Source organism: Bacillus sp. MYb78 (genome assembly GCF_002975115.1).
GTDB classification, from domain to species: domain Bacteria; phylum Bacillota; class Bacilli; order Bacillales; family Bacillaceae_G; genus Bacillus_A; species Bacillus_A cereus.
This window is the reverse complement of the sequence record NZ_PCOB01000002.1, coordinates 493,896-513,826: the sequence shown is the minus strand read 5'-3', so window position 1 is coordinate 513,826 and position 19,931 is coordinate 493,896. Positions and strand designations below refer to the sequence as shown.

Sequence of the window (19,931 nt, the reverse complement as noted above, 5' to 3'; positions counted from 1 at the left end):
AGAGATTTCGTTCATCCCCACTGATTATTACCCTTCACCAATCGGGAGTTACGGGCAGTTAATCTCCCATCTCACTTCTTTGCTCCAACCGAATTTTGAGGTAGGAATTTTACTGCTCATTAACACGGGATAAAAAATTTTTGTTGACAATTTTTTTAATATAGTTTTATAATACAAAACATAGTTTAGTTGAACGAATTATATATCGGCTTTGAAGGAATACTAGTAGCGACTTATATCACTGTCTCAGAGAACTGATGGTTGGTGCGAATCAGTACATATACAAGCGTGAATTACAATTCTGGAGCTTCTTTCCCGTAATGCTTTTTATGCATGAAGAGAAAGACGGATCTTTCCGTTATCGTAAAGTGAGTGGTAAACAATTAGTTGTTTACAAATAGGGTGGTACCGCGATTTTTATCGTCCCTATCGGATTTTCCGATAGGGACTTTTTTGCGTCCATCCTCTTACACAATTTCATATATACGCGTTGAAAGAATCGCAGTAGTATCTTATATCCCTGTTACAGAGAGCTAATGGTCGGTGGAAATTAGCACATATATAAGTATGAATTACAATTCTGGAGCTTCTTTTTCGTAGTGCTTTTATGCATGAAGGAAAAGACGGAATTTTTCCGTTATCATTAATTGAGATGTAAGTATATTTTCACTTACAAATAGGGTGGTACCGCGATTCTTTCGCCCCTATCGGATTTTCCGATAGGGGCTTTTTCTATTTCTCACAGAAACAGATGTTAAATAATTCCGAATCTTATGATAAAATTTTATAAGCGCTTACAAATAATGAAGGGAGGTGATACAAGCTATACGAAATCGATATTCAATTTTATAGAAAAAAAGGAGGATGTCTAAATGACAAAGAAAACAGAAATTCCATCGCATTTAAAACCATTCGTATCCACACAACATTATGATCAATACACACCGGTGAATCACGCTGTGTGGCGTTACATTATGAGACAGAATCATAGCTTCTTAAAAGACGTTGCTCATCCAGCCTATGTGAACGGACTACAATCATCTGGTATTAATATAGATGCAATTCCAAAAGTAGAAGAAATGAATGAGTGTTTGGCACCAAGTGGCTGGGGCGCTGTAACGATTGACGGACTTATTCCCGGCGTAGCATTCTTCGATTTTCAAGGACACGGATTACTACCGATCGCAACAGATATTCGGAAAGTAGAAAATATCGAGTACACACCAGCTCCAGATATCGTACACGAAGCCGCAGGACACGCACCGATTTTACTTGATCCTACATATGCAAAATATGTGAAACGTTTTGGGCAAATTGGTGCAAAAGCTTTCTCTACAAAAGAAGAACATGATGCATTTGAAGCTGTTCGTACATTAACGATAGTGAAAGAAAGCCCTACTTCTACTCCTGATGAAGTTAAGGCTGCTGAAAATGCTGTAATTGAAAAACAAAACTTAGTTTCTGGTTTATCAGAAGCTGAACAAATTTCACGTCTTTTCTGGTGGACAGTAGAATATGGATTGATCGGAAATATAGATGATCCAAAGATATATGGTGCTGGTCTCCTTTCTTCTGTTGGCGAAAGCAAACATTGCTTAACAGACGCTGTAGAAAAGGTTCCATTTTCTATCGAAGCATGTATAGGGACAACTTATGACGTAACAAAAATGCAACCACAACTATTTGTTTGTGAATCCTTTGAAGAATTAACAGATGCGCTTGAAACATTTTCTAAAACAATGGCCTTTAAAACAGGTGGAAAAGAAGGTTTAGAAAAAGCAATTCGCTCTGAGAACTATGCAACAGCTGAGCTAAATAGTGGATTACAAATTACAGGTACATTTAGCGAGACAATTGAAAACGATGCAGGTGAATTAATTTACATGCGAACAAATTCGCCAACGGCATTAGCGCTTCATAATAAACAGTTAGCAAATCATTCTAATTCTGTACACAGTGACGGATTTGGAACACCGATTGGATTACTCACTGAAAATATTGCATTAGAAAATTGTACAGACGAACAACTACAATCATTAGGAATTACAATTGGAACTATCGCTGAGTTTACTTTTGCAAGTGGTATTCATGTAAAAGGAACAGTAACAGATATTGTAAAAAACGATAAGAAAATTGCTCTTATTTCCTTTATCGATTGCACAGTTACTTATAACGCCCGCGTTTTATTTGATGCTTCATGGGGCGCATTTGATATGGCTGTTGGCTCACAAATCACTTCAGTATTCCCAGGTGCCGCAGATGCCGCAGCATTTTTCCCAATGGATGAAGAAGTTCACGAAATTCCTGCTCCACTTGTACTGAATGAACTTGAACGTATGTATCAAACAGTTCGAGATATTCGAAGTGAGGGGATTTTACACGACGCGCATATCGATCAATTAGTAGCAATTCAAGAAGTATTAAATAAATTTTATGCGAAAGAATGGTTGCTGCGCCTTGAAGTATTAGAGTTACTTTTAGAGCATAACAAAGGGCATGAAACATCGGCAGCATTACTACATCAACTTTCTACTTTCACAACTGACGAAGCTGTAACACGCCTTATTAACAATGGTCTTGCGTTACTTCCAGTAAAGGATGTGAAAAATGATGCTAAGATTAACTGAAGAAGAAGTTCACGAAGAATTATTGAAGGTAGATAAATGGATGGTAAAAGATGAGAAATGGATTGAACGAAAATATATGTTTTCCGACTACTTAAAAGGAGTCGAATTTGTCTCTGAAGCCGCCAAACTATCAGAAGAACATAATCACCATCCATTTATCCTTATCCAGTATAAAGCAGTTATTATTACTTTGTCATCTTGGAATGCAAAAGGTTTAACGAAACTAGATTTTGAGCTTGCAAAACAATTTGATGAACTATTTTTACAAAACGAAAAAGCAATTATAAGAAAATAAAAGGAGAAGCCTTTTTAGGCTTCTCCTTTTATTTTGAAATGGATACAATGTCCAAATGGATCCTCGACTTGTAATATTCCATCTTTGTACGTAGCAATCTTGCCAATATTTTTTAAGCTTTCACATACTTGCTCTTTTTGTTTTTCATTCGCTAGTACAACTGTGAAATATTTCAAACCAACAGAACCTGGCATTTGCGGTGGTACCCCTTCACCTTGCCATGTATTTAAACCGATATGGTGATGATAACCACCTGCAGATACGAACAATGCTCCATTACGAGATGGAATCGTTACTTCAAAACCAAGACCATCAACATAGAAACGTTTCGCTTCCTCTAAATCAGCTACATGAAAATGAATATGCCCCATCACAGTACCAGCTGGAAAGCCATTCCATGTACTTCCTTGCTGTAATAATTCTTCACCAGCTAACGGGTTACTAACAAATGGGAGTTCTCCATTCTCATCACGCCAAACTTCTTTTTGTCGATCATGATAAATTTCAATCCCGTTTCCATCTGGATCAGCTAAATAAAGAGCTTCACTAAAGTAATGATCGGCTCCGCCATGTAGTGGATATACCATCTCTACAAGATGACGAAGAACATTCGCTAAATCCTGTCTACTTGGTAATAAAATTGCGTAATGATATAACCCTGTTCTTCCTCTTTGCTTCGGAAAAGCTTCTTTCTTTTCTTCAATGATAAGAAGTGGTTCATCATTTTCATTCCCAAATGTAACGACTGCTTCTTCTTCTCTTAGCACCTTCATACTTAGTACTTCCGTATAAAACTCTAGTGATTTCTTTACATTAGATACGTATAAATGAACAACATCAAGTGTTGTATCGGGATGAAGTTGAAAACTCATCTTGTTAGCCCCCCCATTTAAATTAGTTCTTCTTTGACATTTTTTCTTTTAAGAAATTATCTACAAAGCCATCAGCTTTTGCAACAAATAAGTATGCACCCATTGCTAATAATGCAAGTTCTAATTCGAAACCAGGATTTTTTCCATCTCCCAATAAACCAGCTGACCATTTCACTTTTACGATTGCTCCAACCATAACAAGTGCAAATAATAATCCAATATATCTTACACCTAAACCTAGAATTAATAATAGACCTCCAACTAATTCAAACGTTGCTACACCGTATGCAAGTCCTCCTGGTAAACCAATACTTGTAAACCATCCTGCAATATTGTCAATTCCTGATTGGAATTTTGTTAAACCGTGCATGAAGAATGTTACCCCTAACACGATACGAATAATTAAGTTACCAATATGTTGATTCATTTCATTCTCTCCTTTATAGTTTTCTTATACAAAACTTTTATTTACATTACAAAACATACACTAATTTTTTTTATTCGTCAATTCATTTTCACTGGGAAAAAATATATTTTTTTTGCTATGATACAAATAGTTGTTTACAAAAAGGAGCTTGATTTTATGAATATTGGTTCTGCAATACGTGAAATTCGTCAACGTAGAGGCATAACAATTGCACAAATTTGCGAGGGAACAGGTCTTTCTAAAGGATTTATGAGTCAGGTTGAAAATAATAAAACATCACCATCTATCTCAACTTTAGAAACGATCTCCAATTTTTTAAACGTTCCCCTTCCCTATTTATTGTTAGAGCAAAAAGATCGATTAAAAATTGTCAAAAAAGAAGAACGGAAATACAGTGTATACGGCAAAGATGAGCAAAGAATTGAACATGTTGCGGAGCAAGGGGGCCTTCGCCTATCTTTAGTAGAAATCCCTACTGGATTCCCGAAAGAAAACTCACCAAATGCCCATGAAGGGGAAGAATGTCACCTTGTATTACGCGGAAAACTAGAAGTTCAGCACGGTGAAGATATTGCAATTGTAGAAGAAGGTGATTCTTTCTCATGGAATGCATGCGTTCCTCATATTGTTCGTAATATAGGAGAAGAAACTGCATTATTACTCATCTCTAGTTATGCGGAAAATCGAAAACGTGTTTATTAAATAACAAAAAAAAAGAAGCCTGTTAAACAGGCTTCTTTTTTATCCCCTTATAATTCCATAACTTGTCCCAACTAGTACAGTCTTTTCATGCTGATTGCGATAAACTGACTCGATTGAAACTTTTTTATAGCCTTCCATTTGCTCAACATTTGTTAAAGTTAGTTCACAAGTGATCGTATCTCCTGTGAAAACTGGTCTAATAAACTCACTTACTAATTCTCTTGCTATGTAATGTAACTCTTCTCCCACTTTCGTTCCAATGCTAGCAGTCAATAAACCATGAACCATTAATCTTCCATTTTCATCGTATTCCACATGGTGTCTACCTTTATCACCGGTAATATTTGCAAATTCAAAAACTTCTTCCTCAGTAAATCTTCTTTCATATTTAAATACATCCCCAGCTTTTACACTCATTTTTATCCCCCTAATAATAAACAGAATTTTCTTTTATTTTAGCATAAAACGAGCCTCAATCCATTCTCTATTATCAAAAGTCTCAAAATTACCTCGCTATACTTTTTTACTTTCCATTCATTTATCGGTGACCATCTCTTTTCGCGACTTGGTATCCATAATACGCACATGTTCCATTTCTTGATAGCTCTCTAACTTCAAATCCACAACTTCTATAAAAATCAAAATTGTTCGCTGATGTATGCGCAAACCAATCACCGTGGGGAAGTTTTTGCAGGCAAAGAGCTACAAGCTTCTTACCTAATCCCTTCCCTCTATATTCACACTTCACAACTAAATTTACTATGTTCGCAATCATAATTCCATCAGAAATGACTCTAACCATCGCAACCATCTCTTCCTCATCCCAAATTGTGAAAGCCCATGTTGAATTTTCGAATGCTATCGTAAATTTTTCAATTTGCCAAGAAGGGATATTATCATTACTCCAACCGGCATCTTCAAACAAAGCTTTAATTGCATATGCTGGTACGCTACTCGTTCCCTCACGAATAATAAGTCCATTATGATAAATGTACATGTAATCCCTCCCTTTATTTTCATATACCATTCTTCAAAAAATGCAATTTACCTTTAAAAAAGTAATTTTTTCATCCAACACGCTTAATAGAATAAACTAGAACATCGATTCCATGAAATGACGTTGTTTTCTCATAGCTGAGCCCGGTTTTTCTAGCAACAAATATTGAGGCGGGATGATTCGGATTAATAAGAGAAATTAATTTATTCATTCGTAATGCTTGGAAACCGTAGTCACGAAATGCTGCCGCTGCTTCTTTTGCATACCCTTTTCCCCAATACTGAGGAAGTAACCAATAACCAATTTCAATTTCCTCTTTTCCATCTATCTTCTGCTTTACCAGCCCTGCATGACCAATTCTTGTTCCCATTTCCTTTTCAATCAATACAAATAAACCGAGACCGTTTTTATAGCTAGGAATCACCCATTCCTCCAGACTTTTTTTACACTGCATATATGTTTTTAACGTCCCATTTCCAATATAACGCATTACCTTCTCGTTCCCCCATAGTGAAGCGTAGAACTGTAAATCATCCATTGTATATTTGCGAATTTGTAAACGTTCTGTATGAAACATGCTGGCACTCCTTTCCACTAATTTTTTCTTCATTTCACGATCACGTTTTGTGTGTATACGAAATGTTACTATTTATTATAAAGTGAAACTTTAATCAGTGGGAAATTTTGTTCATCCCCACTGATTATTAGCCTTCACCAACTAGGCGTTTACGGGCAGTGTATCTCCCGTCTAACTTCTTTGCTTTAGCCGAATTTTTAGGCGGGAGTCTTACTGCCTGGAAAATAGCTGGATAAATGAACCAACAATAAAATACAGAATATTCATTCTTAATAACTAAAAAAAGCAGTAGACAAATATTGTCCACTGCATCCATATCATAACTAGCATAAAGAAAACTACAATTGAGGGGGGTGTAGGATTTTCAAATATACTAGATACTGATCCCGTTCTAACGGGCGGTAAACTTTCCAATTGTTTCAAGTGAAAAGTTTACCGCACATAAGAACTTCCTTCGTTCATTAAGATAGTATTGCTAAATAATCATATACACGCTTAGATTTCTCTCCACCCATTCGTGCATGTTGAAGAAGAGAAATACCATGAGGGCCAGATGCACGCAATGCTTCTGGTTGAGCTACTAAAATAGCTTGTACAACTTCTAATTCACCAAGCATAGCTGCTGCAAAAATATCCATCCGAGCACCCTTTTCTAGTAAATAAAGAGCAATATCTTTACGACCTACATGTGCCGATGCGCCTAACGCACTTTCCCAATCTGATCCACCCCAATTATAAGAGGCGTGAAGTAAGCTTGGTGATTCAACCAATAGCTCTTGTACTTTCTCTAAATCCCCGTGAGCTGCCATAACAAATTCTCTTACTAATTCAGTGGTAATACGCTCTTCTGTTTGCATCGCTCTTCTCCCCTTCTAGAAATTCGTTTCGGTGTAAAAAACGGTTTGTCATTTCCTTGAAAAATATCTACATCTATGCCAAATACATGTTGAAACATTTCATGGCATAGTACTTCTTCTGGTATACCATCATACTGAATCTTTCCTCGCTTTAATACAAGTAAACGATCGCTATATTGAGCAGCTTGGTTAATGTCATGTAAAACCATTATAATTGTCATTCCAAACTCCTCATTTAATCGTTTCACAAGTTCCATTACTTCCAACTGGTGAACGATATCTAAAAAGGTTGTTGGTTCATCCAATAATAAGACATTTGTACGTTGCGCTAGCGTCATCGCAATCCAAGCACGTTGCCGTTCCCCTCCTGATAAAGAATGTAAAAGACGATATTCATACCCTTCAAGATTTGTAACAGACAATGCCCAATCAACAATTTCTTCATCTTCTTTATTTAAGCGGCTACTCCATGATTTATGTGGACCTCTTCCGAACTCAATTAGTTCTTTCACTGTCAAATCTAATTGATGATCATGCATTTGTGGTAACATCGCTAATTGCTTCGCTACATCAGCACTCTTCATCATATGAATATTTTTCCCATCTAAAATGATGTCCCCTTCGCTTTGTTTCAGTAGCCTTGCTATTAAACGAAGCAAAGTAGATTTTCCCGATCCATTCGGACCAATTAAACTAACGATTTCTCCAGCCTTAATATGTACATTCATATTTTGCATTTGAAATCTTTCAGAGTGTGCATAAAACACTTTGTTAACGGAAATCACGTTGTTTTCCTCCTCTATGAATTAAATATAAGAAGAAAGGACCACCTAAGAAGGACAGTAAAATACCAACAGGCAATTCAATTGGGTCAAACCAACTTCGAGCTATTGCATCCGCAAAAACAAGTAATACCCCGCCGCCAAGGCATGATAAAGGTAGCAAATATCTATAATCATTTCCAACTAATAAACGTAGCATATGTGGTACGACAAGACCGACAAATCCAATAAGACCAGACACACTTACCGCAATTCCAGCTAATAATGTACTTACTACGATTAAATAAAACCGACTTTTTTCCACATTATGTCCTAATAGTTTTGCCATTTCATCTCCAAGCATTAACACTCGAATATGCTTAATACCAAAGAAAGCTAATATAATGGCGAATATTGCATAATAAATAATCATGTTTAAATGTGCCCAACTTACACCACCAATGCCGCCCGCTAGCCACGGTAACACGGATTGTACTTTGTCACTATGTAATAACATTAAAGCTGACGTTGCTGCACCAATTAATGCATTGATTGACACTCCTACTAAGACGATTCTTGAAGGTGGTGCCCCTTTTTGCCATGATAAAGCATAAATAACCATCGCTGTTATGAAAGCTCCTAAAAACGCCCCTAGTGGTAAAAAAGCTAGATGCTGTGGGAATAAAATCATGATGACAATTGCTACAAGGCCTGCCCCAGATGAAACCCCGATAATACCAGGATCTGCAAGAGGGTTTCTCATAACCCCTTGCAGCAGTGTACCAGATGCAGCTAAACATGTTCCTACTATAAACCCAACGAGAACTCTCGGTATGCGAAGATCCCATACAATTCGATGAACTGTCGAACCTTCATCTTGTATACCTGTTAGAATGTCTCGTACAGAAAAAGATAAACTTCCTGCGAAAAGTCCGTAAAAGAGGCCTAGAATTGTTAATACAACTAAAGTAACTGCTATTATCCATCTTTTTTTCGCAAAAGGATGTTCCTTTTCTCTTACTACTTCACTACTTTCCATACGTATCATTTCCTTACATCTTGTATACTTTTATACATAAAGTCCATTGCTTCTGTAACTTTTGTCCCAGGATTAGATCCAAATAAATCAGGTGGCAAAATAACTACGCGGTTTTGTTTTACTGCATCTAAATTTTTCCACGCTTCATTTTTCATCATTTCGCCTTCGAATGCTTTTTTCACACTTTTTGGATCTCCGTGTGTAATTAAATAAATGACATCTGGATTCGCCTCAATAATACGTTCTACACTTAGCTGTGCATATTGCGGATATTCTTTCGTTTCTGGAAAATCAGAAGCAATATTTTTCCCGCCTGTTTTTTCTAAAACATCACCTGATAAAGATGTTGGTAATGCCGCTAAATAAGTACCTGGTGCGCCATACACTAGCAATGCTTTCACATCGCTCTTTTTCTCATATTTCTTCATTTGATCATTGATTTTTTGATTAAGTTCTTTTGCTTTATCTTCTTTCTTCATTACCGTTCCATATAATTCAATATTCTTTTGAATATCTTGTACAGAATTCGCAGAAGAAATGATTACTTTCGTTCCCTGTCCTTCAACCGTTGGCACATTCTTTTGGAATCCATTGTTAGCAACAAGTACATCGGGCTTTAAACTAGCAATTTGCTCAAAGTTCGGTTGATGTGCATTCCCGATTACTTTTGCTTTCTTTAACTCCTCTGGAAGAGTTAATTTCGTATCCGGACGACCTACTACTTTTCCACCTAAAGCATGAATAATATCCATGTCTCCCATACTTAATGTTGCAAAACTTTCTGGTACTTTATCGAATGTTACCTTTCTCCCTGACAGTTCGGTAATTTCGATTTTTTCTTTTCCTTTTTCTGTTTTGGTTGCAGACGCTTTCTCGTCCCCTTTGGCACTGCAACCTATTAACAAGAAAAAAATAGATAAAATCGCTGTAAATAGCGTAATAGATTTTTTCATTCCTTCACCTCTAATTGATAATGATAATCATTAACTACTATTCTACTTTAATTGATAAGGATTATCATTGTCAACATGAAACGCATACATTTTTCTACAAAAAACAAAAAGCGCGACAAAAAGATTCTTTCTTTTCGCCGCGCTCTAGTTAACAATATTATTCACATTCGTTTTCCTCTAACTGGTCACGCATCACTTTCACACGCTGAAAGAAAAAGAACGATAAACTTAAAAATATAACGATGCTCCCCATCATAACAAAAAATTGGATTGTCTCTTTTGCTCCATCCGGAATCAACAAGCCAACCATTAACAATGTACTTACAGCGAGAAGAATTTGTCCGAACCGAGTATAATCTTCTATTTTTCCTTGTAATTCTTTCATTATATTCTCACTCCTCCATTTCACTTTATCATATTCTATGAAACTGAAAGACCAGTAAATACAGCCATTCTGGGAGATGTTTTCCAACAAAAAAAGAGCCGCTTTCTGCGGCTCTTTTTTAATCATTATTCACCTTTATATGCTTCCATATAAATTTCTTTCAGCTCTGAAATAAGCGGTAACTTTGGATTAGCAGTTGTACATTGATCTTCAAAAGCTCTTTCTGCTAATACTCCAACAACCTCTTCAAATTGCTCTTTATCTACCCCTTGTCCTGCAATACTCATATTAATATTTAAGCTTTTTCCAAGCTCAATAATTGCTTTGACGAGTGATTCCACACCTTCTGCTACTGAGCTTGCTGGAAGCCCGAGCATTCTCGCAATATGTGCATAGCGTTCATCTGCTACAAAGTGCTCATATTTTGGGAACAATGCGTGTTTTCTTGGCTTAATAGCATTATAGCGGACTACATGCGGCATAAGAATTGCATTTGCACGTCCGTGCGGAATATGGAATTCTGGACCAATTTTATGTGCTAAGCTGTGATTAATACCTAGAAAAGCATTTGCAAATGCCATCCCTGCAATTGCAGAAGCGTTATGCATTTTTTCCCGTGCTTCTTCATCATTTCCATCTTTATATGCTCTCGGTAAATATTTGAATACGAGATCAATAGCTTTTAATGCTAATCCATCTGTATAGTCATTTGCCATAACAGACACATACGCCTCAATTGCATGTGTTAAAACATCCATACCAGTATCTGCTGTTACATGTGGTGGTACTGTCATTACAAATTGTGGATCAACAATTGCTACATCTGGTGTTAATTCATAATCTGCGAGCGGATACTTTATATTATTTTTCTTATCTGTAATAACCGCAAATGGTGTCACTTCTGATCCTGTTCCTGATGTTGTTGGAATCGCAACAAACTGCGCCTTATTTCCTAATTCCGAATATTTACATGTACGTTTTCTTATATCTAAAAACTTCTGTTTAATGCCATAGAATGTCGTTTCTGGATGCTCATAGAATAACCACATTCCTTTTGCTGCATCCATAGCTGAACCACCACCAAGTGCGATAATTACATCTGGCTTAAAGCTTCTCATCATTTCCGCACCTTTAAAGACAGTTTCATCTGATGGATCTGGTTCGACCTCAAAGAAAACTTCAATTTTCACATCATTTGCATGCTTGTTTAAATAGTGCGTGACTGTATCCACATAGCCATGTTCAACCATTCCAGGATCCGTTACAATAAATGCACGTGAAATGTTAGGCATATTTGCTAAATACGCTGTAGCATGTTTTTCAAAATAAATTTTTGGCGGCAATTTGAACCACTGCATATTCTTTTTTCTATTTGCCAGCCTTTTTATATTTAATAAATGAGTCGCTGTTACATTTTGGGAAACTGAATTTTTTCCGTAAGAACCACAACCAAGTGTAAGTGATGGAATAAATCCGTTATATATATCCCCTATTCCACCTTGTGATGAAGGTGCATTTACAATGAGACGGCAAGCTTTCATACGTAATCCAAATTGCTTTTGCACTTCTTTATTTGTAGAATGAATAACTGCTGAATGTCCTAAACCACCGAGGTTCAACATTTCTTCGCAATATGTAAATCCTTTTTCTAATGAATTCGCCTTCACACAGGCTAATACTGGGCTCAGTTTCTCACGAGATAACGGGTATGCTGCTCCAATACCTTGAATTTCAGCTACAAGCATTTTTGTATGTTCAGGAACAGTAATCCCAACTAATTCGGCAATATACTGTGCTGATTTTCCTACAATATCACTATTTACTGCACATGTATTTTCATTTATAACGAGCTTTTCTAATTTTTTTCTTTCTTCTTCTGTTACAAAGTAACAATTGTTTTCGATCATTTCTGTTTTAACATCATCATAGATTTCTTTATCGACAATGATTGCTTGTTCCGATGCACAAATCATACCGTTATCAAATGTTTTCGATAAAATTAAATCATTAACAGCTCGTTTTACATGTGCTGATTTTTCTATATAACACGGTACATTACCAGGACCTACACCTAGCGCTGGTTTTCCAGTAGAGTAAGCTGATTTCACCATACCAGCGCCTCCAGTTGCTAGAACGAGTGCCACACCCTCATGGTTCATTAATTGTTTCGTCGCTTCGACAGACGGTCTTTCAATCCATTGAATACAATGTTTTGGTGCACCAGCTTTCATTGCTGCATCATATACGGTTTTCGCTGCTGCCACCGAACAATTTTGTGCAGAAGGATGAAATGCGAAAATAATTGGATTTCTCGTTTTTATCGCAATCAACGCTTTAAACATTGTTGTCGACGTTGGATTCGTTACTGGTGTTACCCCAGCTACTACACCGACAGGTTCTGCAATTTCTATTATTTCTTCATGAGGATCTTCGTGAATAATTCCTACCGTTTTATCTTGCTTTATACTATGCCAAATATATTCAGTGGCAAAAATATTTTTAATGCATTTGTCTTCATAGACACCACGGCCTGTTTCTTCAACAGCCAATTTTGCAAGTGGCATATGTTGATCAACACCTGCTAATGCCATTTCATGAACAATGTTGTCAATCTGCTCTTGTGTAAAACTTTCTAATGCTTGTAAAGCTTGTTGACCGTTATTTACTAACGTATCAATCATCTCTTTTACCTCTTGCATTTCATTGACAACTTTCTCTTTGACTACCATGTAAATTTCCTCCTATTCTGTTATCACGGTCTTTATAAGTCCCTACAGGTCATAATAAGTCCCGATTAGCGAAAAAAAATAGAGTTACCGTCCTACATGAATCCCATTGTTTGTGAAACATTTCACAAGTTTACTCGTGAATAACATTTCATGAATTCAATATACATGAAATCATTTCATTTGTGTATGTCTAATTTGTGAAACATTTCACAAATTAACATAATAAAAATGCACTGCTCCACATTAGCAGTGCATTTTTTATTACGCTAGCGCTTGTGCTAAATCTTCAATTAAATCTTCACCATCTTCAATACCGACAGAAATACGAATTAATGTATCTGTAATTCCTAATTCTTTACGGCGATCCGCTGGGATTGATGCATGTGTCATTTGAGATGGGATAGAAATTAAACTTTCTACTGCTCCTAAGCTTTCAGCAAGTGTAAAGTATTGCAGTTTCTCAAGTACTTTATTTAATGTTTCCTCACTATCTACATCAAACGAAATAATAGCACCAAATCCATTTGCTTGTTCTGTTGCTAATTCATGGTTTTGATGTGATTCAAGACCTGGGTAATATACTTTATTTACTTTTGGATGATTATTTAAGAATTCAGCAATAGCGCGTGAATTCGTTTCATGTTCTTCCATACGAATTCCTAATGTTTTTAAACCGCGAAGTAGTAAGAAGCTATCTTGTGGTCCAAGAATACCTCCTGTTGAGTTTTGTACAAAGTGAAGGTCTTCTGCTAGTTGTGGGCTATTTACCACTACTAGACCTGCAACTACGTCACTATGACCTCCTAAATATTTCGTTGCACTATGAAGTACAATGTCTGCTCCTAAAGAAATCGGCGACTGCCAATATGGCGTCATGAATGTATTATCAATAATTGTTAATAAATCTTTCTCTTTAGCAAGAGTAGATATTTTCTTAATATCAGTAATTTTTAGTAATGGGTTCGTTGGTGTTTCCACATAGATCGCTTTCGTATTTGGACGAATTGCTTCTACAACTTCCTCTAAGTTTGTTGTGTCTACAAATGTATGTTCAATACCGAAGCGGTTTAATACTTTCGTAATAACACGATACGTTCCACCATAAACATCATCTGTTAAAATAACGTGGTCACCTTTTGAGAACAACATAATTGTCGCTGTAATAGCAGCCATTCCAGAACCGAATGCAAATCCAGCATGACCATTTTCTAATACAGCAATCATTTCTTCTAAAGCTGCACGTGTTGGGTTACCTGTACGTGAATATTCATATCCTTGATGCTTACCAACCGCTTCTTGTTTGTACGTACTTGTTTGATAGATCGGTACGTTTACAGATCCAGTTGAAGGTTCTCCTATGCGAATACCATGAATTAACTTTGTCTTTGCTCTCATTTTTTATTCCCATCCTTTGTATATGTCTTTACTTAAATAGCGCTCACTACTATCAGGAAAAATGGTTACAATATTTGTACCTGGTGCTGCCTTCTCTGCCTCAAGTAAACTCGCATGAAATGCTGCTCCTGAAGAGCTCCCAACGAGAAGTCCTTCTTTTTGCGCTAATTCTTTCACTCGTAAAAATGCATTTCGATCAGAAATCGTATGAATTTCATCAAAATAAGATGTCTTCAAAAATGGCGGGATAAATTCCAGTCCAATTCCTTCGGTCTCATGTGAACCAGCCTTACCACCATTTAAAATAGATCCTTCTGGCTCTACGATAACTGTTTTAATATCTATATTTTTTTCTTTCAAATAAGATGCAGTCCCCATAAACGTACCGCCAGTTCCTGCTCCAGCAACAAATATGTTAATCTCTCCATTCAGTGCATCCCAAAGTTCAGGACCTAGTGTTTTGAAATAAGCACGCGGGTTTGCTTCATTCGCAAACTGACTTGGAGAGTATGAATTCGGTATTTCATTTACTAATTCTTTTGCTTTTGCAATTGCACCGGTCATTCCTTGCTCAGTCGGTGTATGGACGACCGTTGCACCTAGTGCTTTCATTAATTCTTGTTTTTCAATACTAAATTTCTCTGGTACACAAACGATAACACGTAAATCATGTTCTAATGCTGCAAGTGCCAGTCCAATACCAGTATTCCCAGCAGTCGGTTCAATAATTGTTCCACCTTGGGTAACAAGCCCTTTTTCTAGCGCATCTTCGATTAATTCTCTTCCTAAACGATCCTTAACGCTTCCGCCTGGGTTATAAAATTCAAGCTTTGCAAATAAGCGGACCCCTTTCGGAAGTGAAAAACGAGTAATTTCTACAATTGGTGTATGACCAATTAACTCATGAACTCCACGATATACATTCATCGTGTTCTCCCCCTTGTTTGCCAATAAAGAAAAGGCAACTGTATGTATTTTCTTTATATGAGACAGTTGCCTTTTTGTTACATTACTTTAACTCTTCTAACACTTTTACGATAAAGTTTGTAGAATGAAGAGCTGCTTGATCTAAAAACTGATCAAATGAAACATTTGATTCTTTACCAGCAATATCAGAAAGTGCGCGAATGATAACAAACGGAACTTCATATTGGTGGCATACTTGTGCGACAGCTGCTGCTTCCATTTCTACCGCATAAAGATTTTCAAATTTATCACGGATGGCTGCAACGCGGTTCGGATCACTCATAAATGAATCGCCTGTTGCAATCATGCCTTTTACAACTTGAATATTTTCTTCAGTTTGCATACATTTCTCAGCTAATGCAACTAACGCCTCATCAGCTTTAAATCCAGGCGGCATTCCTGGTACTTGACCATATTCATAGTTAAATGCTGTTACATCTACGTCATGGTGACGAACTTCAGTGGAAATAACTACATCACCAACGTTTAGAGAATGATGGAATCCACCAGCTGAACCAGTATTAATTACTTTTTCAGGCTTATATTTTTCTAATAAAATTGTCGTTGACATCGCTGCGTTTACTTTACCAATACCAGACTTTAACAAGATTACTTCATGTCCTGCTAATAGTCCTTTCGTAAATTCACAACCTGCAACCGTTTCTGTCTCTGCTTGTTCTAATTTGTCACGTAAAATACGTACTTCTTCTTCCATTGCTCCAATTACAGCAATTCTCAATCTAATCCCTCTTTCTATTGCTTAGTTGCCTCCATTACCCAAACGAAATGATTTAATCTCGTAAACGTTACATGGAAGCCATTGTTTTCAAAAATAGTCTGCATAACTGGAATACGTGTATAGTATTCCGTTTGCAAATCGTTTGCTAACTGGTGAAAACCTCTTTGTTTTGCTGTTTCAACAGTTTTATCATATGCATCTTGATCTGCAAATATCGTATCAGCAAACACTATTTTACCACCTTTGTTTAGCAATTGACTATACTTCGCAACCGCTACATTTTTTTCATCATCTGTTAAATGATGAAATGCATAGGTGCTTACAATGGTATCAATTGAATTTGGGACTTCAAACGAAAGAAAATCACCTTCTGTAATCGAAAATTCTTTTGGCAATTTCTCTTTTGCAATCATACGCATTTCACGCGACGGTTCTATACCGTAAACTGTGCGGCCAGCAAGTAATAATTTATTTGTTAAATTACCTGTACCGACACCAAATTCTAATACATTACCAAATGACTTGTTAACTACATCCTCTAGAATATCCTCATAATGGGCGAAAACTTCTTTATATTGTATATCTTCGCCTTGTACGAATGAGTCGTACGTATGAGCCCACTCATCAAATAAACCATTAAATTCTGTGCCCATAAAAATTCCCCTTTTTCTTATCGGTTTTATCAGTATGATATTCCCTCTTTCTAAAAATGTCAATTGAAATGTACATGGTATTTCCTTCTTTTCTTTGTTACACTATAGTTGATTACATAGGAGAGGGGCCGTCTTCATGTCATTTACCTTTGAAATGTTAGAAGATAAAGTAGAATTTTTTGAAGCGGGAGACTTAGCTTCTTTAGAACGAAAAATTAGTGAACAAATCGATAATAATAAAGCACTTATGCTTGAAGTTCATCACATCTCACATCAAATGGTTATGGATCCTGAAAGCAAAAGACCGTATTATAGCGCGGTTGTTCATTTTAAATTAAAGAAATTGCGTTAACTAAAAAAGAGAAGCTCCTAAGGAGCTTCTCTTTTTTAGTTTAGAGTTTGAACAAGTACTGGTTTCCAGCCCTCATTGTCTACCCAATCAATATTTACGTAATATCTTTTTCCACTTTGCTTATCTTGAACGTCACCATAAGCTTTACTCTTTCCAGTTTTGTCTCTTCCAACAAAATGGAATACTAATTGCTCCTTCGGTACTTCAATACCTGCAGCAATTGCACTTTGCATCTCATTCCAATCTGATGACCCCTGTTTAAACGTCATCGCTGGTGATGAACCTTGTTCTGTTCCTACAGCTTTCCAAGAAGGTTTTGTATAAGCCTCTTTTGCCTTGGATACAGTTTTTTCAGCTGATACTTTCTCGTTAGCTTTCGCTTCTTCTTCAGCTTTTTTCTTTTCTTCCTCAGCCTTTAACTTCTCTTCTTCAGCTTTTTGCTTAGCTTCTGCTTGCTCTTTTTCTTTTTCTTTTTTCTTAGCAGATTCTTTATCTTCTGATTTTCCAGCTTTCTCATTCTTTGTTGTTTGTTGAGAGACTTTCTTATCAGTAGAAGATGCTTGCTCTTTCGTACTAGGAACGAACAATTGATATGCTACAATAGCTACTAATAGTAATACAATAGCGATTGCAATATTTAAAACACCGTTTTGACGACGTTTTTGTTGTTTCTGTTGGAATCTTGATCCTCCTGCCATTCTCCAAACCTCCATGCAGTTTTTCCTAATTGCTATTGTAACATTAAATCTAGAAAGGTTGAACATTTACAATGATATTTTCATGAAATGAAAACAATTCACTATAAATTGCAAGATTACTTTTCATTCTCCAATTGATAGATTGCTCCTACCATATCTTTAAAAATAGGTGTGACTTTATTCACTTTGTTATCAGTCTCTAGATCAACAACAACTAAAGCATATCTTGGATTCTCATACGGAAAATAACCTGCAAACCAGCGATTCACCCTCGTCCCTTTCCCTGTTTGCGCTGTCCCTGATTTTCCAGCGACACTGAGCGGCAACGAACGGAATGCCGTTCCTGTTCCTTTCTCCCTTGTTACAACGCCTCTTAATAACTCTTGTAATGTTTTCACTGTTTCATACGAAAGCTGTTTTCCATGTAACGTATGGTTCTCAAATGTAAAAAAATCCGCTCCATTTTTATATACTATTTTTTCAACAGCTTTCACTTCCATTTTTTCTCCATTCCTCGCAATCGTCGCCATCATATTTGCAATTGCTAGAGGTGATATACGTACATCTTTCTGTCCAATCGCTGTTTGCTCTACCGCTTTTTTACTATTTTTGTTTTCTTCATTCCCCCAAATAGTAGTGCCTTTTTCTTCTGGCATTTGCTCGAAATGAGGTGTATGAAATACAGAACCTTTCCATCCAACCTTTTCATTTGCTCCTAAAGCTGCTACGTATGTTTCTAGCACCGTCCTATCCTTTTGTAATAGCTCGTTACCTAACTCGGAAAATGTCCTGTTACAGCTCCTAGCAAAGCTCTCTTTGAAGTTAAGTGTACCCATCATAACTTGTGGGTCGTTTTCACCATATAAATCTTTATTACAATTAAATGTCCGATTAAACAAATTTACTTTTTGATCAATGACTGCAGCTGCAACTACTGTTTTAAAAACAGAGCCTGGAAAATGCGGCGTTAACATTTGATTTTCAAGTGTAGTCTTATATAAATTCTTATCTCTTACTTGTAAAGACGGCTTACTGACCATCGCTAATATTTCATTTGTCTTTACATCAAGTAATACTAATCCCCCCTTCTTTATTTCATTTGCTTCAATCACTTCTTCTGCTTTTTGCTGCAACCCTTTATGTAAAGTAGTTTGAATCCTAACTGGGTAAAATGGATTTCCTGGTGAAGTATACTTCGCTTGCTTTCCGAAAATTGGTTCTCCTTGCCGATCTACTTGATACAATACTTTTGCCTCTCCATCAGTCAATAAAAATTCATCAAATGATTGCTGTAATCCTGAAATACCTATCGGCGTTTGTTTTGAAATTTTTTTCACTTCTCCATATCGCTTTTGAAATTCTCTTTCGTTCTCCCCTACATCACCAATTAAATGATTTATCTCCCCAGTTTGTTTTAATCGCACTTCAGCTGCTACAATACCTAATACATGTAATTGATTCACCTTCTCCATCTGCTCTCGTGTCACTCGAAATGGAGCAGTTTCCCCTTGCAGTATAAATGCATTTTTTTTATTTTTCATTTGTCTTCTGATCTCTTGTCTCGACACACCAATGATATGCGCGATTTTCTCTAACATGTCATTTTTTATTTGTAAAAATGGAAAAACAATTAAAACAGGATACTTTTCCTCACCTATTTCTTTACCACTACGATCTATAAACTGCCCACGTCCATCGTCTACTGCAATGTATTGCGTACGTTGCGTAACACTTTTTTCAATTAAATTTATTTTGCGATCAGTAAATGATTCTGTATCTATAATTTGGATTTGAATTAAACGACAAAGCAATAAAAACATAATGCCCATAAAACAAATTAAAACAATTGTAATTCTCCGTTTTATTTTCATAAAAAAACACCTCGTCTATTATAGTTTGGACGGAGT

General features: G+C 36.4%; 21 protein-coding genes and 2 other annotated features. Of the genes, 4 read left to right on the top strand and 17 right to left on the bottom strand.

The window, feature by feature from the left end; genetic code table 11:
* The first annotated feature begins 202 nt into the window (after nucleotides 1–202).
* Nucleotides 203–431: a binding site (T-box leader), on the top strand.
* A gap of 50 nt (nucleotides 432–481) precedes the next feature.
* Nucleotides 482–709 (top strand) — a binding site (T-box leader).
* Nucleotides 710–872: 163 nt separating this feature from the next.
* Together CQ064_RS06630 and CQ064_RS06625 are read left to right on the top strand one after the other, a co-directional pair.
* Nucleotides 873–2,627, top strand: coding sequence for an aromatic amino acid hydroxylase (locus tag CQ064_RS06630; protein ID WP_000163185.1), 1,755 nt, complete (start codon nucleotides 873–875; stop codon nucleotides 2,625–2,627).
* On the top strand, nucleotides 2,608–2,922 hold the full coding sequence (locus tag CQ064_RS06625; protein WP_000979537.1) for a 4a-hydroxytetrahydrobiopterin dehydratase: 315 nt from the start codon (nucleotides 2,608–2,610) through the stop codon (nucleotides 2,920–2,922). Before CQ064_RS06630 ends, CQ064_RS06625 begins: the two co-directional genes overlap by 20 nt.
* 14 nt (nucleotides 2,923–2,936) lie before the next feature.
* Here the strand turns inward: CQ064_RS06625 and CQ064_RS06620 are convergent, their stop codons facing one another.
* Entirely contained in the window at nucleotides 2,937–3,794 is an 858-nt protein-coding gene (locus tag CQ064_RS06620; protein ID WP_000009849.1) for a VOC family protein, read from the bottom strand.
* Between the two features lie 22 nt (nucleotides 3,795–3,816).
* A complete protein-coding gene (locus tag CQ064_RS06615) occupies nucleotides 3,817–4,221 on the bottom strand; it encodes a DoxX family protein (RefSeq protein WP_001071553.1) in 405 nt (134 codons plus the stop codon).
* Nucleotides 4,222–4,377: 156 nt separating this feature from the next.
* Between CQ064_RS06615 and CQ064_RS06610 the strand changes: the two genes are divergently transcribed.
* Nucleotides 4,378–4,923, top strand: a complete 546-nt coding sequence (locus CQ064_RS06610; protein ID WP_001020693.1) for a helix-turn-helix domain-containing protein — start codon at nucleotides 4,378–4,380, stop codon at nucleotides 4,921–4,923.
* 39 nt (nucleotides 4,924–4,962) lie between these two features.
* Here the strand turns inward: CQ064_RS06610 and CQ064_RS06605 are convergent, their stop codons facing one another.
* The 13 genes from CQ064_RS06605 to CQ064_RS06535 all read right to left on the bottom strand — a co-directional run bounded on the left by CQ064_RS06605 (nucleotide 4,963) and on the right by CQ064_RS06535 (nucleotide 16,974).
* Entirely contained in the window at nucleotides 4,963–5,340 is a 378-nt protein-coding gene (locus CQ064_RS06605) for a hotdog family protein (RefSeq protein WP_000111564.1), read from the bottom strand.
* 121 nt (nucleotides 5,341–5,461) lie between these two features.
* Nucleotides 5,462–5,920: a GNAT family N-acetyltransferase gene (locus tag CQ064_RS06600; protein ID WP_000276127.1), complete on the bottom strand. Its 459-nt coding sequence runs from the start codon at nucleotides 5,918–5,920 to the stop codon at nucleotides 5,462–5,464.
* 70 nt (nucleotides 5,921–5,990) lie between these two features.
* Nucleotides 5,991–6,530 carry a GNAT family N-acetyltransferase gene (locus CQ064_RS06595; RefSeq protein ID WP_003271719.1) on the bottom strand — a complete coding sequence of 180 codons (540 nt, stop codon included), beginning with the start codon at nucleotides 6,528–6,530 and terminating at the stop codon, nucleotides 5,991–5,993.
* 428 nt (nucleotides 6,531–6,958) lie between these two features.
* The gene (locus CQ064_RS06585) at nucleotides 6,959–7,354 is read right to left on the bottom strand and encodes an ankyrin repeat domain-containing protein (RefSeq protein WP_001192766.1); all 396 of its coding nucleotides are present in this window, start codon (nucleotides 7,352–7,354) and stop codon (nucleotides 6,959–6,961) included.
* A complete protein-coding gene (locus tag CQ064_RS06580; protein ID WP_000626528.1) occupies nucleotides 7,321–8,139 on the bottom strand; it encodes an ABC transporter ATP-binding protein in 819 nt (272 codons plus the stop codon). The genes CQ064_RS06585 and CQ064_RS06580 overlap by 34 nt, the downstream gene beginning before the upstream one ends.
* On the bottom strand, nucleotides 8,126–9,154 hold the full coding sequence (locus tag CQ064_RS06575; protein ID WP_002082127.1) for a FecCD family ABC transporter permease: 1,029 nt from the start codon (nucleotides 9,152–9,154) through the stop codon (nucleotides 8,126–8,128). The genes CQ064_RS06580 and CQ064_RS06575 overlap by 14 nt, the downstream gene beginning before the upstream one ends.
* A gap of 5 nt (nucleotides 9,155–9,159) precedes the next feature.
* A complete protein-coding gene (locus CQ064_RS06570; protein WP_000748465.1) occupies nucleotides 9,160–10,107 on the bottom strand; it encodes an ABC transporter substrate-binding protein in 948 nt (315 codons plus the stop codon).
* 157 nt (nucleotides 10,108–10,264) lie between these two features.
* Complete coding sequence (locus CQ064_RS06560) at nucleotides 10,265–10,492, bottom strand: YrhC family protein (RefSeq protein WP_000661454.1); 228 nt, start codon at nucleotides 10,490–10,492, stop codon at nucleotides 10,265–10,267.
* Nucleotides 10,493–10,617: 125 nt separating this feature from the next.
* Nucleotides 10,618–13,221 carry a bifunctional acetaldehyde-CoA/alcohol dehydrogenase gene (adhE, locus tag CQ064_RS06555; protein ID WP_000260464.1) on the bottom strand — a complete coding sequence of 868 codons (2,604 nt, stop codon included), beginning with the start codon at nucleotides 13,219–13,221 and terminating at the stop codon, nucleotides 10,618–10,620.
* A 261-nt stretch (nucleotides 13,222–13,482) separates the two neighbouring features.
* On the bottom strand, nucleotides 13,483–14,616 hold the full coding sequence (locus CQ064_RS06550) for a bifunctional cystathionine gamma-lyase/homocysteine desulfhydrase (protein ID WP_001201921.1): 1,134 nt from the start codon (nucleotides 14,614–14,616) through the stop codon (nucleotides 13,483–13,485).
* Nucleotides 14,617–14,619: 3 nt separating this feature from the next.
* Complete coding sequence (locus CQ064_RS06545; RefSeq protein WP_001103877.1) at nucleotides 14,620–15,543, bottom strand: O-acetylserine dependent cystathionine beta-synthase; 924 nt, start codon at nucleotides 15,541–15,543, stop codon at nucleotides 14,620–14,622.
* An 82-nt stretch (nucleotides 15,544–15,625) separates the two neighbouring features.
* The gene (mtnN, locus tag CQ064_RS06540; protein WP_001217027.1) at nucleotides 15,626–16,321 is read right to left on the bottom strand and encodes a 5'-methylthioadenosine/S-adenosylhomocysteine nucleosidase; all 696 of its coding nucleotides are present in this window, start codon (nucleotides 16,319–16,321) and stop codon (nucleotides 15,626–15,628) included.
* 14 nt (nucleotides 16,322–16,335) lie between these two features.
* Nucleotides 16,336–16,974, bottom strand: a complete 639-nt coding sequence (locus CQ064_RS06535) for a class I SAM-dependent DNA methyltransferase (protein WP_000536323.1) — start codon at nucleotides 16,972–16,974, stop codon at nucleotides 16,336–16,338.
* A gap of 136 nt (nucleotides 16,975–17,110) precedes the next feature.
* Between CQ064_RS06535 and CQ064_RS06530 the strand changes: the two genes are divergently transcribed.
* Nucleotides 17,111–17,326 carry a YrzA family protein gene (locus CQ064_RS06530; RefSeq protein ID WP_000010984.1) on the top strand — a complete coding sequence of 72 codons (216 nt, stop codon included), beginning with the start codon at nucleotides 17,111–17,113 and terminating at the stop codon, nucleotides 17,324–17,326.
* 35 nt (nucleotides 17,327–17,361) lie between these two features.
* Here CQ064_RS06530 and CQ064_RS06525 read toward each other — a convergent pair whose 3' ends face one another.
* Both CQ064_RS06525 and CQ064_RS06520 read right to left on the bottom strand, forming a co-directional pair.
* Nucleotides 17,362–18,024: a YrrS family protein gene (locus CQ064_RS06525; RefSeq protein WP_000897094.1), complete on the bottom strand. Its 663-nt coding sequence runs from the start codon at nucleotides 18,022–18,024 to the stop codon at nucleotides 17,362–17,364.
* Nucleotides 18,025–18,140: 116 nt separating this feature from the next.
* The gene (locus tag CQ064_RS06520; RefSeq protein WP_000695143.1) at nucleotides 18,141–19,895 is read right to left on the bottom strand and encodes a peptidoglycan D,D-transpeptidase FtsI family protein; all 1,755 of its coding nucleotides are present in this window, start codon (nucleotides 19,893–19,895) and stop codon (nucleotides 18,141–18,143) included.
* Between the last annotated feature and the right edge of the window lie 36 nt (nucleotides 19,896–19,931).

Coding starts and splice junctions, on each gene's coding strand:
- CQ064_RS06630 (WP_000163185.1), top strand. CDS start 873: ATGACAAAGAAAACAGAAATTCCATCGCATTTAAAACCATTCGTATCC.
- CQ064_RS06625 (WP_000979537.1), top strand. CDS start 2,608: ATGATGCTAAGATTAACTGAAGAAGAAGTTCACGAAGAATTATTGAAG.
- CQ064_RS06620 (WP_000009849.1), bottom strand. CDS start 3,794: ATGAGTTTTCAACTTCATCCCGATACAACACTTGATGTTGTTCATTTA.
- CQ064_RS06615 (WP_001071553.1), bottom strand. CDS start 4,221: ATGAATCAACATATTGGTAACTTAATTATTCGTATCGTGTTAGGGGTA.
- CQ064_RS06610 (WP_001020693.1), top strand. CDS start 4,378: ATGAATATTGGTTCTGCAATACGTGAAATTCGTCAACGTAGAGGCATA.
- CQ064_RS06605 (WP_000111564.1), bottom strand. CDS start 5,340: ATGAGTGTAAAAGCTGGGGATGTATTTAAATATGAAAGAAGATTTACT.
- CQ064_RS06600 (WP_000276127.1), bottom strand. CDS start 5,920: ATGTACATTTATCATAATGGACTTATTATTCGTGAGGGAACGAGTAGC.
- CQ064_RS06595 (WP_003271719.1), bottom strand. CDS start 6,530: ATGAAGAAAAAATTAGTGGAAAGGAGTGCCAGCATGTTTCATACAGAA.
- CQ064_RS06585 (WP_001192766.1), bottom strand. CDS start 7,354: ATGCAAACAGAAGAGCGTATTACCACTGAATTAGTAAGAGAATTTGTT.
- CQ064_RS06575 (WP_002082127.1), bottom strand. CDS start 9,154: ATGGAAAGTAGTGAAGTAGTAAGAGAAAAGGAACATCCTTTTGCGAAA.
- CQ064_RS06570 (WP_000748465.1), bottom strand. CDS start 10,107: ATGAAAAAATCTATTACGCTATTTACAGCGATTTTATCTATTTTTTTC.
- CQ064_RS06560 (WP_000661454.1), bottom strand. CDS start 10,492: ATGAAAGAATTACAAGGAAAAATAGAAGATTATACTCGGTTCGGACAA.
- adhE (WP_000260464.1), bottom strand. CDS start 13,221: ATGGTAGTCAAAGAGAAAGTTGTCAATGAAATGCAAGAGGTAAAAGAG.
- CQ064_RS06550 (WP_001201921.1), bottom strand. CDS start 14,616: ATGAGAGCAAAGACAAAGTTAATTCATGGTATTCGCATAGGAGAACCT.
- CQ064_RS06545 (WP_001103877.1), bottom strand. CDS start 15,543: ATGAATGTATATCGTGGAGTTCATGAGTTAATTGGTCATACACCAATT.
- CQ064_RS06535 (WP_000536323.1), bottom strand. CDS start 16,974: ATGGGCACAGAATTTAATGGTTTATTTGATGAGTGGGCTCATACGTAC.
- CQ064_RS06530 (WP_000010984.1), top strand. CDS start 17,111: ATGTCATTTACCTTTGAAATGTTAGAAGATAAAGTAGAATTTTTTGAA.
- CQ064_RS06525 (WP_000897094.1), bottom strand. CDS start 18,024: ATGGCAGGAGGATCAAGATTCCAACAGAAACAACAAAAACGTCGTCAA.
- CQ064_RS06520 (WP_000695143.1), bottom strand. CDS start 19,895: ATGAAAATAAAACGGAGAATTACAATTGTTTTAATTTGTTTTATGGGC.